Consider the following 13,807-nt stretch of genomic DNA (forward strand, 5'->3'; position numbering starts at 1 on the left):
AGGAGGATCGCCATGGGCGTGACCAATCGGTTGGCCTGTTACTCCGACCCCGCCGACCACTATTCCCACCGAGTGCGCATCGTGCTTGCAGAGAAGGGTGTCAGCGCCGAAATCATTTTTGTGGAGGCTGGTCGTCAGCCGCCTAAACTGATTGAAGTGAACCCTTACGGCAGTCTGCCCACGCTGGTCGATCGAGACCTGGCGTTGTGGGAGTCGACCGTGGTGATGGAATACCTGGATGAGCGTTACCCGCATCCACCGTTGATGCCTGTGTACCCGGTGGCGCGTGCCAACAGCCGTCTGCTGATTCATCGTATTCAGCGCGACTGGTGTGGTCTGGTGGATCTGATTCTGGATTCGCGCACCAAGGAAGCGGCCCGTGCCGTGGCGCGCAAGGAATTGCGCGAAAGCCTGACGGGCGTGTCGCCGCTGTTTGCCGACAAGCCGTTTTTCCTCAGCGAGGAACAAAGTCTGGTGGATTGCTGCCTATTGCCAATACTCTGGCGTTTGCCGATTCTGGGTATAGAACTGCCGCGGCCGGCCAAGCCGCTGCTTGATTATATGGAGCGTCAGTTTGCGCGTGAGGCATTCCAGGCGAGTCTGTCTGGTGTCGAACGTGACATGCGCTAAGGCTTAAGGAGCCGCTATGAACTCCAGTCGACCTTATCTGGTCCGCGCGCTCTACGAGTGGATTGTGGATAACGATTGCACCCCGCACATGCTGGTCAATTCCGAGTACCCGGCGGTGCAGGTGCCACAGGGCTTTGCCAGTGACGGGCAGATTGTCCTGAACATTTCGCCAAGTGCCGTGCGGCACTTGCACATGGACAATGACGTTGTGACCTTCGAAGGTCGCTTCGGTGGCGTCCCGCACAGTCTGTACGTGCCGATTGCTGCGATTCTGGGGATCTATGCCCGGGAGAACGGTCAGGGCATGGTGTTCGATCTGGAGTCGCCGATGGATGACGAAGACGAGATCGAGCAGGATGACGATGTTCCGCCACCGGACAGCGAGCCACCGCGCCCAAGCGGTCGGCCAAGTCTGAAAGTGGTGAAGTAATAAAAAAGGCGATCCGGTTGGATCGCCTTTTTTGTGCCTGCGTTATGCGGGTCAGTCGATGTATTCGAACAGCTTCACAATCTTCTGTACGCCGGAAACACCCTGCACCAGGTTGGTCGCCTGGGCGGCTTCCTGTTTGGTCAGCAAGCCCAGCAGATAGACAATACCGTTCTCGGTCACGACCTTGATGCGCGAGCCGGGAATGCTGGCGTCAGTGAGCATCTGGGTCTTGATCTTGGTGGTCAGCCAGGCATCGTTCTGGCGAGCAAGCAGGGAGGAGGGCTGCAACACTTGCAGTTCGTTATGGACCTTTTTCACGCGCTGAACGTTGGCGGCGGCCTGTTCGGCCTTTTCCTTGAGATCTGCGCGCGGGGTCTGGCCGGCCAGCAGCACGACACCGTTGAAGCTGGTCACGACGATGTGCGAGTCGTTGTCCAGGGCCGGATCGGCCTTGGCTACGTTGACGCCGACTTTGGTTTCGATCAGCGAGTCATCGATCTTGCTGCCGAAAGTGCGGGTGCCGCGGTCGTCTTCGATCGGCGCTTCACGGCTGGCATTCACCACCGAGGTGCAGCCACTGATGCCGAGGCACAGGGTCAAGGCCAGAAGGCCAAGGCGATTAGGGGTCATTCTTCACTCCCGAACAGTTGGCTGTCGATCAGATCGCAAAGGCAATGGATCGCCAGCAAGTGGACTTCCTGAATACGTGCGGTGACGTTGGCCGGTACGCGAATCTCGACGTCTTCGGGCAGCAGCAGTGAAGCCATGCCTCCGCCATCGCGTCCGGTCAATGCTACGACAATCATTTCGCGATCATGTGCGGCCTGGATCGCCTGAATAATGTTCGCCGAGTTGCCGCTGGTCGAAATCGCCAGCAATACGTCGCCCGGCTGGCCGAGTGCGCGAATCTGCTTGGAAAACACTTCGTTGTAGCTGTAGTCGTTGGCGATCGAGGTGATGGTCGAGCTGTCGGTGGTCAGCGCGATCGCCGGCAGGCTCGGGCGCTCACGCTCGAAACGGTTGAGCAGTTCCGAGGAGAAGTGCTGGGCATCGCCGGCCGAGCCGCCGTTACCGCACGAGAGCATTTTGCCCTCGTTGAGCAGGGCGTTGACCATCACCTGGCTGGCTTGCTCGATGTGCGGTGCAAGTACGTCCATCGCCTGTTGCTTGGTGTCGATGCTGGCCTGGAAAAGCTGGCGAATTCGGGATTGCATGTCCATCTGTGTGACCTTAATTAGCGCGGCTGTCCGGCACGTGAATGTGCAGCCCGCAAAGCAAAGAGCAAAAGTGTTGAGTGAAAGTGTCCGGGTCGGGGCAGGTGGTCAACTGTCGAACGCATTCTGCAACCAGTTCAGCTGACCCTGGTGACTGTCGATGGCCATCACGTCGAAGCGGCAGGGGGAATTGGCCCAACGCGATTCGCGCTGAAGAAAATACTGTGCGGCGAAAATCAGTTTCTGCCGCTTGCGCCCATCGATGCTGTCGAGTGCGCCACCCCATTGAGTGTTCTTACGGTAACGGACTTCGACGAATACTACTGTATCGCCATCAAGCATGACCAGATCAAGCTCACCGCGTTTGCATAACCAGTTCTGCGCCAGCAGGCGCAGACCCTGGTGTTGCAGATGCTCGAGCGCCTGGCGCTCGGCATCCTTGCCGCTTTGCAGGTGTGACCTGTCGGGCATCAGCGTGGAGTGTCCGGCAGGCGCTGGATCTGACCGCTGACGAACTGTGCCCATGGCAACTGACGTACGACTCGCTGGGACTGAGTCATGCCCAAGCTGCCCGACTGACCTTCAATGCGGCTGTCCGGCAGTGCCTTGAGCTGATCCAGGCGCGGCGCGAGGCGGTAGGCATCGACGCCCATCGCGTACAGGCGGCCGAGGCTGCCGGCGGCTTGTGGCCATTGCGCGGTGACCTGCTGACGCAGCGGATCGCTGGTTTCCAGCAGCCACGGGGTTTCGCAGAAGCGCACGCCGTTCATGTCGTTGTACTGGTTCACGTCGCCGCTGGCGCTGAACACGTGGGAGGTCGCGTAGACCGGCACGTCACCGGCGTACTGGAAATTCAGGGTCGGCTTGATTTGCTGCGCCTGTTGTGGTGTGGCGGCGAGGAAGATGAATTCGATGTCCTGGCGACGCGAAGGCTGGGCGGCAACGTTGGTGCCGGCAGCATTCTGCAGGCTCTTGGCGCGAGCTTCGCTCTGACGCAGTTGGAACATGTCGGCGATCTGCTGGGCCAGTTGCACCGGCTGATCGACGCGCTCGGTGGCGACAATGCTGCCGCCGTTGGCTTGCCAGTCCTGGCTGAACGCGCGCAGGACGCGGTCGCCCCATTCACCTTTCGGCACCATGATGGCGGCGCGGTGCAGACCATCGGCACGGGCGCGGCGGGAGACTTCGCGGGCTTCGTCTTCAGCGGCCAGACCGAACTGGAACAGCTGCGCCGGGCCTTGATCGCCTTCGCTGTAGTTCAGAGCGAGGGTGGTGATCGGCAGTTGCGGGCGAGTGCTCAGCTGTTTGACCAGTGGCTTCTCCAGCGGGCCGACAACCAGTTGCACGCCATCGGCCTGGGCCTTGCGGTAGAACTCGTCGAGGTTGGTCAGTTTCGAGCTGTCATAGAACTCGATGGCCGGCGGTTTCTGGCCGGCTTGCTGGGCCTGATAGTGCGCGGCCATGAAGCCGTCACGCAGGGCCTTGCCGACCGAGGCCAACTGGCCGTCCTGCGGCAGGAGCAGGGCGATCTTGCTCAGGGGTTGGCTGGCCAGTTCCTTGAGTTTGGTCAGGGGCAGCGGCAGGTTGATTGCGGCTGGATGCTTCGGATGCTGGTTGCGCCAGTTGTCGATGGCGGCTTGCTGCTGTTCCAGAGTGCCGGCGGTTTTCACGGCCAGGGCCAGGCTCATCCAGCCGCCGAGGTCATCGGTGGTGTTCGCTTGCAGTTGATCGGCCGGCAGCGACGCGATCAGGGTCCAGATTGCTTCATGGTTCTTGCTGGCGGCTTCGCCTTCCAGCATCGGCGCGATGAAGATGCGCTCGCGGGCGGCGGCCAGGGTCTGGCCGTCGGCTTCAAGGGCGCGGGCGTGAACGGTGCCGGCGCGAACTTGCAGCGGTACCGACATTTCGCTCAGGCGTTGCAGGCTTGGATGGCTCAGGGCAGTCAGCGCGGCTTTCGGCTGGTTGCGGGTCATGGCCAGTTCGGCAGACAGCGTGCTGGCGAATGCCTGCTGGCCCGGCTGAAGTTGCTCCATCGGCACTTGCTGCAGGATTTGCGCGGACTGTCCGGCATTGCCTTGGCGGTACGCCATGTCTGCCGCACTCAAGCGCAGCAGTGCAGCCTTGTCCGGCGATTTGGCCTGGGCAGCCTGTTCGAGCAATTGCTCGATGGTGGCATCCGGGGTCCGTGGAAGTTCGCCAAGGCTGGAGGAAGGGGAGCTGGCGCAAGCCGCCAGCAAGGCAGCGAGGCAGAGGGCAGTGAACAGCCGCAGGCAAGCGATCATGTAAGTGTTCCTGATACTCGATCAAATTAGCGTCGAATTGTACCCAAGCACTGGCCGGGGCGCGATGTTGCTGGCGTGAAACCGTCAATTTAGCTGATACAAAGAGTGCGCAGCCTCACAATGGTGCGACAAACCGTGTCCGAGCCGGACGCGTCGTCCGGCGTGCGACGCGCTACAATGGCGGCTTTTACCGATCATGAGGTGTGCGCTTTGACTGCTCCAGGTCCTTTGAATTCCGCTGCGGGCTCGCTTTATGTGGTGGCGACGCCCATCGGCAACCTGGATGACATCAGCGCCCGGGCGTTGAAGATCCTGCGCGAGGTGGCACTGATCGCCGCCGAAGATACGCGCCATTCCCAGCGCCTGATGCAGCACTTCGGCATCTCCACGCCGCTTGCAGCCTGTCATGAACACAACGAGCGGGATGAAGGCGGTCGCTTCATTACCCGTCTGTTGGCAGGTGACAACGTTGCACTGATTTCCGATGCCGGTACGCCGCTGATCTCCGATCCTGGTTATCACCTGGTGCGTCAGGCGCGTGCCGCCGGGATCAATGTGGTGCCGGTGCCAGGTGCGTGCGCGTTGATCGCGGCATTGTCGGCTGCCGGTCTGCCATCCGACCGTTTTATCTTCGAAGGCTTTTTGCCGGCCAAGGCCGTAGGGCGCAAGGCGCGGCTGGAAGCTATCAAGGAAGAACCGCGCACGTTGATTTTCTACGAGGCGCCGCATCGTATTCTGGAATGCCTGCAGGATATGGAAGCGGTGTTCGGCGCTGACCGTCCGGCATTGCTCGCTCGTGAAATCACCAAAACCTTCGAAACACTCAAGGGATTACCGCTGAGCGAGTTGCGGGCATTCGTCGAGGCCGACAGCAATCAGCAGCGCGGCGAGTGCGTTGTTGTGGTGGCGGGCTGGACCGCGCCGGAATCCGAAGACGCTGTCAGCAGCGAGGCGATGCGTATCCTTAACCTGTTGCTGGAAGAGATGCCGCTCAAGCGTGCGGCAGCCCTGGCAGCGCAAATCACCGGTGAGCGCAAAAACGTGCTGTATCAGGTCGCGCTGGATCAGCAAAAAGACGCGTAACCCGTCGCGCAGACCGTTTTGCGGGCTATTAGCGCTTGTTCTTCGGCCGCTCTGCCGTTAACCTGCGCGGCGGAGAGTCGATCGGACAGTCGCTGCCCTCTATGAAAATTAGGGGGGGGAGGAAAGTCCGGGCTCCATAGGGCGAAGTGCCAGGTAATGCCTGGGAGGCGTGAGCCTACGGAAAGTGCCACAGAAAATAACCGCCTAAGCGCTTCGGCGCCGGTAAGGGTGAAAAGGTGCGGTAAGAGCGCACCGCACGTCTGGCAACAGTTCGTGGCTAGGTAAACCCCACTTGGAGCAAGACCAAATAGGGTCCCAAGGCGTGGCCCGCGCTGGGACCGGGTAGGTTGCTAAAGATGTCCAGTGATGGCCATCGTAGACGAATGACTGTTCAAGACAGAACCCGGCTTATAGATCGACTCTCCACCTTTTTCTTTTCCCTGCTTGAATTAAAGGCGACAGGGCTGTTTATTATCAGCAGGCCTGCGCTGGAAACCGGCAGCGGCAAACGCAGTAATAGCCATTTCCCACCTTGCTTCAATCAACAGCAGAAGCGCTTTTGTAATACCGAAAAAATCTTACTCTTAACAAGTTACTTTAACTTTCGAGCGCAGCTTTCAGTGCTGCTTCAAGTTATTGGATAAAAGCATCCGCCAGATTCTCGTTGCTCCTCCTTTTATGCTCCTAAATCTCCGTTCTGTAAGGGTTTTCCTTTAATCCGCGCCTTGACGGTGTGGTGGGCGCATTCCTATAGTGTGCGCAAGTGGCGGAAAGTGGCATGAAGTGGGTTTTTTGAGCTCAAAACGATAAAAATTGGAGAAACGCAGACGTGTTTCGCGGAGCTAACGCTATCAGTCTCGACGCAAAGGGCCGTCTCGCCATGCCGAGCCGGTACCGTGACGAGCTCGATTCGCGCAGTTCCGGCCAGTTGATCGTGACCATTGATGCCGTTGATCCATGTTTGTGTGTCTACCCGCTCGATGAGTGGGAAATTATCGAAACCAAGTTGCGCGCGCTTCCTTCGCTTCGCGAAGAGAACCGTCGTCTGCAGCGTTTATTGATTGGTAATGCCGTTGACCTCGAGCTCGACGGCAGTGGTCGTTTCCTGGTGCCGCCGCGCCTGCGCGAATACGCGAAGCTCGACAAGCGCGCGATGCTGGTGGGCCAACTGAACAAGTTCCAACTGTGGGACGAAGATGCCTGGAACGCGGTTTCTGCCGCTGACTTGGCTGCCATACAACAACCGGGCGCCATGCCTGACGAACTGCGTGATCTGATCCTGTGACTATTGATAGCGGCTTTAACCACATCACCGTACTGCTTGACGAAGCCGTCGAGGCTCTCGCCGTACGCCCTGATGGCTGCTATCTGGACGGCACGTTCGGACGCGGCGGGCATAGCCGGTTGATCCTGAGCAAGCTCGGGCCGGACGGTCGGCTCATCGGATTCGACAAGGATCCTCAAGCGATTGCCACCGGGCAAACGCTAGCGGCCGAAGACGGCCGCTTTGTCGTTGTGCAGCGCAGCTTTGCCGAGCTCGGTTCGGTCGTTGCCGAACGGGGGCTGACGGGCAAGGTCAGCGGCATTCTGCTGGATCTGGGCGTGTCTTCGCCGCAGCTCGATGACGCCGAGCGCGGCTTCAGTTTTCTGAACGACGGCCCGCTGGACATGCGCATGGATCCGTCCCGTGGCATCAGCGCAGCCGAGTTCGTCAACACCGCGCCGGTGGAAGAAATTGCCCGTGTCTTCAAAGAGTACGGCGAAGAACGTTTCTCCGGTCGCATGGCCCGTGCCGTTGTCGAGCGCCGTGATGTCACGCCGTTCGAGCGCACCGCCGATCTGGCCGAAGTCCTGAAAGTCGCCAACCCGGCGTGGGAAAAGGGCAAGAACCCGGCAACCCGCGCTTTCCAGGGCCTGCGCATTCACGTCAATAACGAACTGGGCGATCTGGAAGCGGGTCTTGAAGCCGCGCTCGAATGCCTGGAAGTGGGCGGTCGTCTGGTCGTGATCAGCTTCCACTCGCTGGAAGACCGTATCGTCAAACTGTTTATGCGCAAGCTGGTGAAAGGCGAAGCCGACAACCTGCCGCGCAACCTGCCGGTTCGCCACGTTGCGTTCGAACCGAAAATCAAAGTCCATGGCAAAGCGCAGACGGCCTCCGACGCCGAACTCAAAGCCAACCCACGTTCCCGTAGCGCCGTCATGCGCGTCGCGGAGAAGCTGCGGTGAGCAAGCTTTTCGCCAAGCCACTGCCCGGCGGCAGCTTTTTCATGCTGCTGCTGTTCATCGGCGTGCTCGTGTCGGCCATCGGCGTGTCTTACAGCGCCCACTGGAACCGGCAGTTGCTCAACACCCTTTACAACGAACTGAGCGTGCGCGACAAGGCGCAGGCCGAGTGGGGGCGCCTGATCCTGGAGCAAAGCACCTGGACCGCCCACAGCCGGATCGAAGTGCTGGCCACCGAACAACTGAAGATGCACATCCCCGGCGCAGCTGACGTGAAGATGGTGGCGCCATGATGAAACTCGAAGGGGCTCTCTTCCCGTGGCGCTTCCGTCTGATGGTGGCACTGCTCGGCGTGATGGTCGCGGCCATCTGCTGGCGCATCATCGACCTGCAAGTGGTTGACCGAGACTTCCTCAAAGGCCAGGGCGACGCGCGCAGTCTTCGGCACATTCCGATTCCGGCTCACCGTGGTCTGATCACCGACCGTAACGGCGAGCCGCTGGCCGTGAGTACCCCGGTGACCACGCTCTGGGCGAACGCCAAGGAAATGCAGACCGCCAAAGAGAAGTGGCCGGCACTGGCCGCCGCGCTGGGGCAGGATCCGAAAGCCCTGGCCGAACGTCTCGAAGCCCAGGCCAACAAAGAATTCATTTATCTGGTGCGCGGGTTGACCCCCGAGCAGGGCCAGGCCGTGCTCGACCTCAAAGTCCCGGGTGTCTACGGCATCGAAGAATTCCGCCGGTTCTACCCGGCCGGTGAAGTGACGGCGCACATGGTCGGGTTCACCGACATCGATGACCACGGTCGTGAAGGCGTCGAACTCGCCTACGATGAGTGGCTGGCCGGCGTGCCCGGCAAGCGGCAAGTCATCAAAGATCGGCGCGGACGGCTGATCAAGGATGTCCAGGTCACCAAAAACGCCAAGGCCGGCAAGCCCTTGGCGTTGTCGATTGACCTGCGCCTGCAATATCTGGCCAACCGCGAACTGCGCAACGCGATCATCGAGAACGGCGCCAAGGCCGGCAGTCTGGTGATCATGGACGTGAAGACCGGCGAGATTCTCGCCATGGTCAACCAGCCGACCTACAACCCGAACAACCGTCGCAACCTGCAACCGGCGATGATGCGTAACCGCGCGATGATCGACGTGTTCGAACCCGGTTCGACCATGAAAGCGATCTCGATGAGCGCCGCGATCGAAACCGGCCGCTGGAAACCGAGCGACACCGTCGAGGTGTATCCGGGCTCCCTGCAGATCGGTAAATACACGATCAAGGACGTATCGAAGACCGAAGGTCCGGTACTCGATCTGACCGGCATTCTGATCAATTCCAGTAACGTCGGCATGAGCAAGGTCGCGTTCGACATCGGCGGCGAAACCATTTTCCGCCTCGCACAGAAAGTCGGCCTCGGTCAGGACACCGGCCTCGGCTTCCCGGGCGAGCGTGTCGGCAACTTGCCGAACTACCGCGAGTGGCGCAAGGCCGAGACCGCAACGCTGTCGTACGGCTACGGTATTTCGGTGACTGCGATCCAGCTGGTGCATGCATTCTCGGCGCTGGCCAACAACGGTCGTCTCGCACCGCTGACCCTGATCAAAACCGACAAGGCACCGCAGACCACCCAGGTGCTGCCGGAAGCCGTCGCCAAAACCATGCAAGGCATGCTGCAACAAGTGATCGAAGCTCCGCGCGGCGTGTTCCGTGCGCAAGTGCCGGCGTATCACGTGGGCGGCAAGTCCGGTACCGCGCGTAAAACGTCGGTCGGCACCAAGGGCTACGCCGAAAACTCTTACCGCTCGCTGTTCGCCGGTTTCGGCCCGATGAGCGATCCACGTTATGCAATCGTCGTGGTGATCGATGAACCGACCAAGGCCGGTTACTTCGGTGGTCTGGTCTCGGCGCCGGTGTTCAGCCGTGTGATGTCGGGCACCCTGCGCCTGATGAACGTCACCCCGGACAACCTGCCGACCACACAACAGGCCAACGCCACCCCGGCCGTTCCGCTGAAAGCCAATGGAGGGCGCGGCTGATGTCTCTGAGTCTGAACAAGATTTTCCCCCACGCCGGCCACGATCTGTTGATCCGTGAACTGGCGCTCGACAGCCGCAACGTGCGCGCGGGTGACCTGTTCCTCGCCGTGCCGGGCGGCAGGTTCGACGGTCGTGCGCACATTGCCGACGCCTTGCAGCGCGGTGCTGCTGCCGTGGCTTATGAAGTGGAAGGCGCCACCGTGCTGCCGATCACCGAAGTGCCGCTGATTCCGGTCAAGGGCCTGGCGGCGCAGTTGTCGGACATCGCCGGGCGTTTTTACGGTGAGCCGAGTCATCATCTGAATCTGATCGGCGTCACTGGCACCAACGGCAAGACCAGCGTGACTCAACTGGTGGCGCAGGCGCTGGATCTGCTCGGTCAGCATTGCGGCATCGTCGGCACCTTGGGCTCCGGTTTCCATGGCTCGCTGCAAAGCGGCCTGCACACGACGCCGAATCCGATCGCCATGCAAGCGACCCTGGGCGACCTGAAAAAGGCCGGCGCCAAAGCCGTGGCCATGGAAGTTTCGTCCCACGGTCTGGATCAGGGCCGGGTTACTGCGCTGGCGTTCGACGTGGCAGTGATGACCAACCTGTCCCGCGATCACCTGGATTATCACGGCACCATGGAGGCCTACGCGGAAGCGAAGGCCAAGCTGTTTGCCTGGAATGACCTGAAGTGCCGCGTGGTCAACCTCGACGACGACTTCGGCCGGCAACTGGCCGCGGAAAAACGCGAGTCGCGGCTGATCACTTACAGCCTGCTCGACAGCAGCGCCTATCTCTATGTGCGTGAAGCGCAGTTCGACGACCATGGCGTGCGCGCCACGCTGGTCACGCCACAGGGCGAGCACCATCTGCGCAGCACGCTGCTCGGTCGTTTCAACCTGAGCAACGTACTCGCCGCCGTCGGCGCCTTGCTCGGTCTCGACTACGCGCTCGACGAAATCCTTAAGGTATTGCCGAAACTCGAAGGCCCGGCCGGACGCATGCAGCGTCTCGGCGGCGGCACTCAGCCGCTGGTGGTGGTCGATTACGCGCATACCCCGGACGCCCTGGAAAAAGTACTGACCGCGTTGCGTCCGCACGTCAAAGGTCAACTGCTGTGCCTGTTCGGCTGCGGCGGTGATCGCGATCGCGGCAAGCGTCCGCTGATGGCCGAAGTGGTCGAGCGTCTGGCCGACCGCGTGCTGGTGACCGATGACAATCCGCGCACCGAAGACCCGGCGGTAATTTTCGATGACATCCGCGCCGGCTTCACGGCTGTGGATAACGTGACGTTCGTGGCTGGCCGTGGCCAGGCCATCGCGCAACTGATCGCCGGCGCTTCGGCCGACGACGTGATTGTCCTGGCCGGCAAAGGTCACGAGGACTATCAGGAAATCAACGGCGAGCGCCATGCATTCTCGGATCTGGTCGAGGCGGATCACGCCCTGACCGCGTGGGAGGTGGCCCATGCTTAAGGCCCTGAAACTCAGCGAACTGACCAACGCGCTCGACGCCCGTCTGATCAGCGCCGATGCCAGTTTTGACGGTGTGAGCATCGACAGCCGCGCGATCAAGGCTGGCCAACTGTTTATCGCCCTGACCGGTCCGCGTTTCGACGGTCATGACTATTTGAATGAAGTCGCCGCCAAAGGCGCCGTTGCGGCATTGGTCGAACGTGAAGTCGCCGACAGCACGCTGCCGCAATTGCTGGTCAAGGATACCCGTCAGGCTCTCGGCCAGTTGGGTGCCTTGAACCGTGCCGCATTCACCAAACCGGTTGCGGCAGTCACCGGCTCCAGCGGCAAGACCACGGTCAAGGAAATGCTCGCGAGCATCCTGCGCACACGCGGTTCGGTACACGCGACCCGTGGCAACCTGAACAACGACCTCGGCGTACCGCTGACCCTGCTCGAACTCGCCCCGGAACACAGCGCGGCAGTGATCGAACTGGGCGCCTCGCGTCTAGGTGAAATCGCCTACACCGTAGGGCTGACCAAGCCGCACGTAGCGATCCTCAACAACGCCGGAACCGCCCACGTCGGTGAGTTCGGCGGGCCGGAGAAAATCGTCGAAGCCAAAGGCGAAATCATCGAAGGGCTGGCGGCCGACGGCGTCGCTGTGCTGAACCTCGATGACAAGGCGTTTGGCATCTGGAAGACCCGCGCTGCCGGTCGCAAAGTGCTGACTTTCGCATTGAGCAACACTCAGGCGGACTTCCATGCCAGCGATCTGGCCACCGATGCCCGTGGCTGCCCGGCGTTCAACCTGCACAGTCCTGAAGGTGTGGAACGGGTTCAACTGAACCTGCTCGGCACTCATAACGTCGCCAACGCCATGGCCGCTGCTGCTGCTGCGCACGCCTTGGGTGTGTCGCTGTTCGGCATCGCCACCGGGCTTGGCGCGGTACAACCGGTCAAGGGTCGCACCGTCGCGCAACTGGCGAAAAACGGCATGCGCGTGATCGATGACACTTACAACGCGAACCCCACCTCGATGTGCGCGGCCGTTGATATACTCGCCGGCTTTTCCGGCCGCACCGTCCTGGTGCTCGGGGATATCGGCGAGTTGGGCGACTGGGCGGAGCAGGGGCATCGCGACGTGGGCGAATACGCCCGGGGCAAGGTTTCCGCGCTATACGCCGTCGGGCCGAACATGGTCCACGCCGTGAGCGCATTCGGTAACGAGGCGCAGCACTTCGGCACACAGGCCGAACTGATCCAGGCTCTCGGCGCCGAGCAGGACACAAACACCACCATTTTGATCAAGGGTTCGCGCAGCGCAGCGATGGAAAACATCGTTGCGGCCCTGTGCGGGTCCAGTCTGGAGAAACATTAATGCTGCTGCTGCTAGCGGAGTATCTGCAACAGTTCTACAAAGGCTTCGCGGTCTTCCAGTACCTGACCCTGCGCGGGATCCTCGGTGTGCTGACCGCGCTGGTCCTGTCGCTGTGCTACGGCCCGTGGATGATCCGCACCCTGCAGAACCGTCAGATCGGTCAGTCGGTTCGTAACGACGGCCCGCAATCGCACTTGTCCAAGTCCGGTACGCCGACCATGGGCGGTGCGCTGATTCTGTCTTCGATCGGCGTCAGCACTCTGCTGTGGGCTGACCTGAGCAACCGCTACGTGTGGGTCGTGCTGCTGGTGACCCTGCTGTTCGGCGCCATCGGCTGGGTCGACGACTACCGCAAGGTGATCGAGAAGAACTCCCGTGGTCTGCCGAGTCGCTGGAAGTATTTCTGGCAATCGGTGTTCGGCCTCGGTGCGGCGATCTTCCTTTATATGACTGCCAGCACTCCGGTGGAAACCACCCTGATCCTGCCGATGCTCAAGGACTACAGCATTCCGCTGGGCGCGGGTTTCATCGTGCTCACCTACTTTGTGATCGTCGGTTCGAGCAACGCAGTCAACCTCACCGACGGCCTCGACGGTCTGGCGATCATGCCGACGGTGATGGTCGGCGGTGGTCTGGGCATCTTCTGCTACCTGTCGGGTAACGTGAAATTCGCTGAATACCTGCTGATCCCTTACGTACCGGGCGCAGGCGAGCTGATCGTGTTCTGCGGCGCATTGATCGGTGCCGGCCTGGGCTTTCTTTGGTTCAACACCTACCCGGCGCAAGTCTTCATGGGTGACGTCGGCGCACTGGCGCTGGGCGCAGCCCTGGGCACCATCGCGGTGATCGTCCGTCAGGAAATCGTCCTGTTCATCATGGGCGGCGTGTTCGTGATGGAAACCCTGTCAGTCGTCATTCAGGTTGCGTCCTTTAAGCTGACCGGTCGCCGTGTGTTCCGCATGGCGCCGATTCACCACCACTTTGAACTCAAGGGCTGGCCCGAGCCGCGCGTGATCGTCCGTTTCTGGATCATCACCGTGATTCTCGTGCTGATCGGCCTTGCCACCCTGAAGCTGAGGTAGAACGA

General features: G+C 61.0%; 14 protein-coding genes and 1 other RNA gene. 11 read left to right on the plus strand and 4 right to left on the minus strand.

Going from position 1 to position 13,807, the window contains the following annotated elements; genetic code table 11:
• Positions 1 to 12 precede the first annotated feature (12 nt).
• Positions 13 to 630: a glutathione S-transferase N-terminal domain-containing protein gene (locus QRN46_RS00085; protein WP_011335872.1), complete on the plus strand. Its 618-nt coding sequence runs from the start codon at positions 13 to 15 to the stop codon at positions 628 to 630.
• Between the two features lie 16 nt (positions 631 to 646).
• A complete protein-coding gene (locus QRN46_RS00090) occupies positions 647 to 1,060 on the plus strand; it encodes a ClpXP protease specificity-enhancing factor (RefSeq protein ID WP_007956787.1) in 414 nt (137 codons plus the stop codon).
• A gap of 51 nt (positions 1,061 to 1,111) precedes the next feature.
• Here QRN46_RS00090 and QRN46_RS00095 read toward each other — a convergent pair whose 3' ends face one another.
• From QRN46_RS00095 to QRN46_RS00110, 4 genes are all read right to left on the minus strand, one after another.
• A complete protein-coding gene (locus QRN46_RS00095) occupies positions 1,112 to 1,690 on the minus strand; it encodes a BON domain-containing protein (protein ID WP_011335871.1) in 579 nt (192 codons plus the stop codon).
• Positions 1,687 to 2,280: a phosphoheptose isomerase gene (locus tag QRN46_RS00100; RefSeq protein WP_007928463.1), complete on the minus strand. Its 594-nt coding sequence runs from the start codon at positions 2,278 to 2,280 to the stop codon at positions 1,687 to 1,689. Before QRN46_RS00100 ends, QRN46_RS00095 begins: the two co-directional genes overlap by 4 nt.
• A 102-nt stretch (positions 2,281 to 2,382) precedes the next feature.
• On the minus strand, positions 2,383 to 2,745 hold the full coding sequence (locus QRN46_RS00105; protein WP_285354155.1) for a YraN family protein: 363 nt from the start codon (positions 2,743 to 2,745) through the stop codon (positions 2,383 to 2,385).
• Positions 2,745 to 4,556: a penicillin-binding protein activator gene (locus QRN46_RS00110; RefSeq protein ID WP_064599306.1), complete on the minus strand. Its 1,812-nt coding sequence runs from the start codon at positions 4,554 to 4,556 to the stop codon at positions 2,745 to 2,747. Before QRN46_RS00110 ends, QRN46_RS00105 begins: the two co-directional genes overlap by 1 nt.
• Positions 4,557 to 4,733: 177 nt before the next feature.
• On the opposite strand from QRN46_RS00110, the gene rsmI reads away from it, so the two are divergent.
• The 9 genes from rsmI to mraY all read left to right on the plus strand — a co-directional run bounded on the left by rsmI (position 4,734) and on the right by mraY (position 13,802).
• Positions 4,734 to 5,639, plus strand: coding sequence for a 16S rRNA (cytidine(1402)-2'-O)-methyltransferase (gene rsmI / locus QRN46_RS00115; protein WP_221615430.1), 906 nt, complete (start codon positions 4,734 to 4,736; stop codon positions 5,637 to 5,639).
• Between the two features lie 73 nt (positions 5,640 to 5,712).
• Positions 5,713 to 6,066: RNase P RNA component class A (gene rnpB, locus QRN46_RS00120), an RNA gene on the plus strand.
• A gap of 402 nt (positions 6,067 to 6,468) precedes the next feature.
• Positions 6,469 to 6,924 carry a division/cell wall cluster transcriptional repressor MraZ gene (gene mraZ, locus QRN46_RS00125; RefSeq protein WP_007917012.1) on the plus strand — a complete coding sequence of 152 codons (456 nt, stop codon included), beginning with the start codon at positions 6,469 to 6,471 and terminating at the stop codon, positions 6,922 to 6,924.
• The gene (gene rsmH, locus QRN46_RS00130; RefSeq protein WP_409438509.1) at positions 6,921 to 7,868 is read left to right on the plus strand and encodes a 16S rRNA (cytosine(1402)-N(4))-methyltransferase RsmH; all 948 of its coding nucleotides are present in this window, start codon (positions 6,921 to 6,923) and stop codon (positions 7,866 to 7,868) included. The genes mraZ and rsmH overlap by 4 nt, the downstream gene beginning before the upstream one ends.
• Entirely contained in the window at positions 7,865 to 8,158 is a 294-nt protein-coding gene (ftsL, locus tag QRN46_RS00135) for a cell division protein FtsL (protein ID WP_007956777.1), read from the plus strand. The genes rsmH and ftsL overlap by 4 nt, the downstream gene beginning before the upstream one ends.
• Complete coding sequence (locus tag QRN46_RS00140; protein ID WP_170929382.1) at positions 8,158 to 9,897, plus strand: peptidoglycan D,D-transpeptidase FtsI family protein; 1,740 nt, start codon at positions 8,158 to 8,160, stop codon at positions 9,895 to 9,897. The genes ftsL and QRN46_RS00140 overlap by 1 nt, the downstream gene beginning before the upstream one ends.
• The gene (locus tag QRN46_RS00145) at positions 9,897 to 11,360 is read left to right on the plus strand and encodes a UDP-N-acetylmuramoyl-L-alanyl-D-glutamate--2,6-diaminopimelate ligase (RefSeq protein WP_011335866.1); all 1,464 of its coding nucleotides are present in this window, start codon (positions 9,897 to 9,899) and stop codon (positions 11,358 to 11,360) included. The genes QRN46_RS00140 and QRN46_RS00145 overlap by 1 nt, the downstream gene beginning before the upstream one ends.
• Positions 11,353 to 12,720, plus strand: a complete 1,368-nt coding sequence (locus QRN46_RS00150; RefSeq protein WP_011335865.1) for a UDP-N-acetylmuramoyl-tripeptide--D-alanyl-D-alanine ligase — start codon at positions 11,353 to 11,355, stop codon at positions 12,718 to 12,720. Before QRN46_RS00145 ends, QRN46_RS00150 begins: the two co-directional genes overlap by 8 nt.
• Complete coding sequence (gene mraY / locus QRN46_RS00155) at positions 12,720 to 13,802, plus strand: phospho-N-acetylmuramoyl-pentapeptide-transferase (RefSeq protein WP_007956769.1); 1,083 nt, start codon at positions 12,720 to 12,722, stop codon at positions 13,800 to 13,802. Before QRN46_RS00150 ends, mraY begins: the two co-directional genes overlap by 1 nt.
• Positions 13,803 to 13,807: the final 5 nt, after the last annotated feature.

The sequence above is a fragment of the Pseudomonas sp. lyk4-R2A-10 genome (assembly GCF_030209075.1).
GTDB lineage: Bacteria > Pseudomonadota > Gammaproteobacteria > Pseudomonadales > Pseudomonadaceae > Aquipseudomonas > Aquipseudomonas glycinae.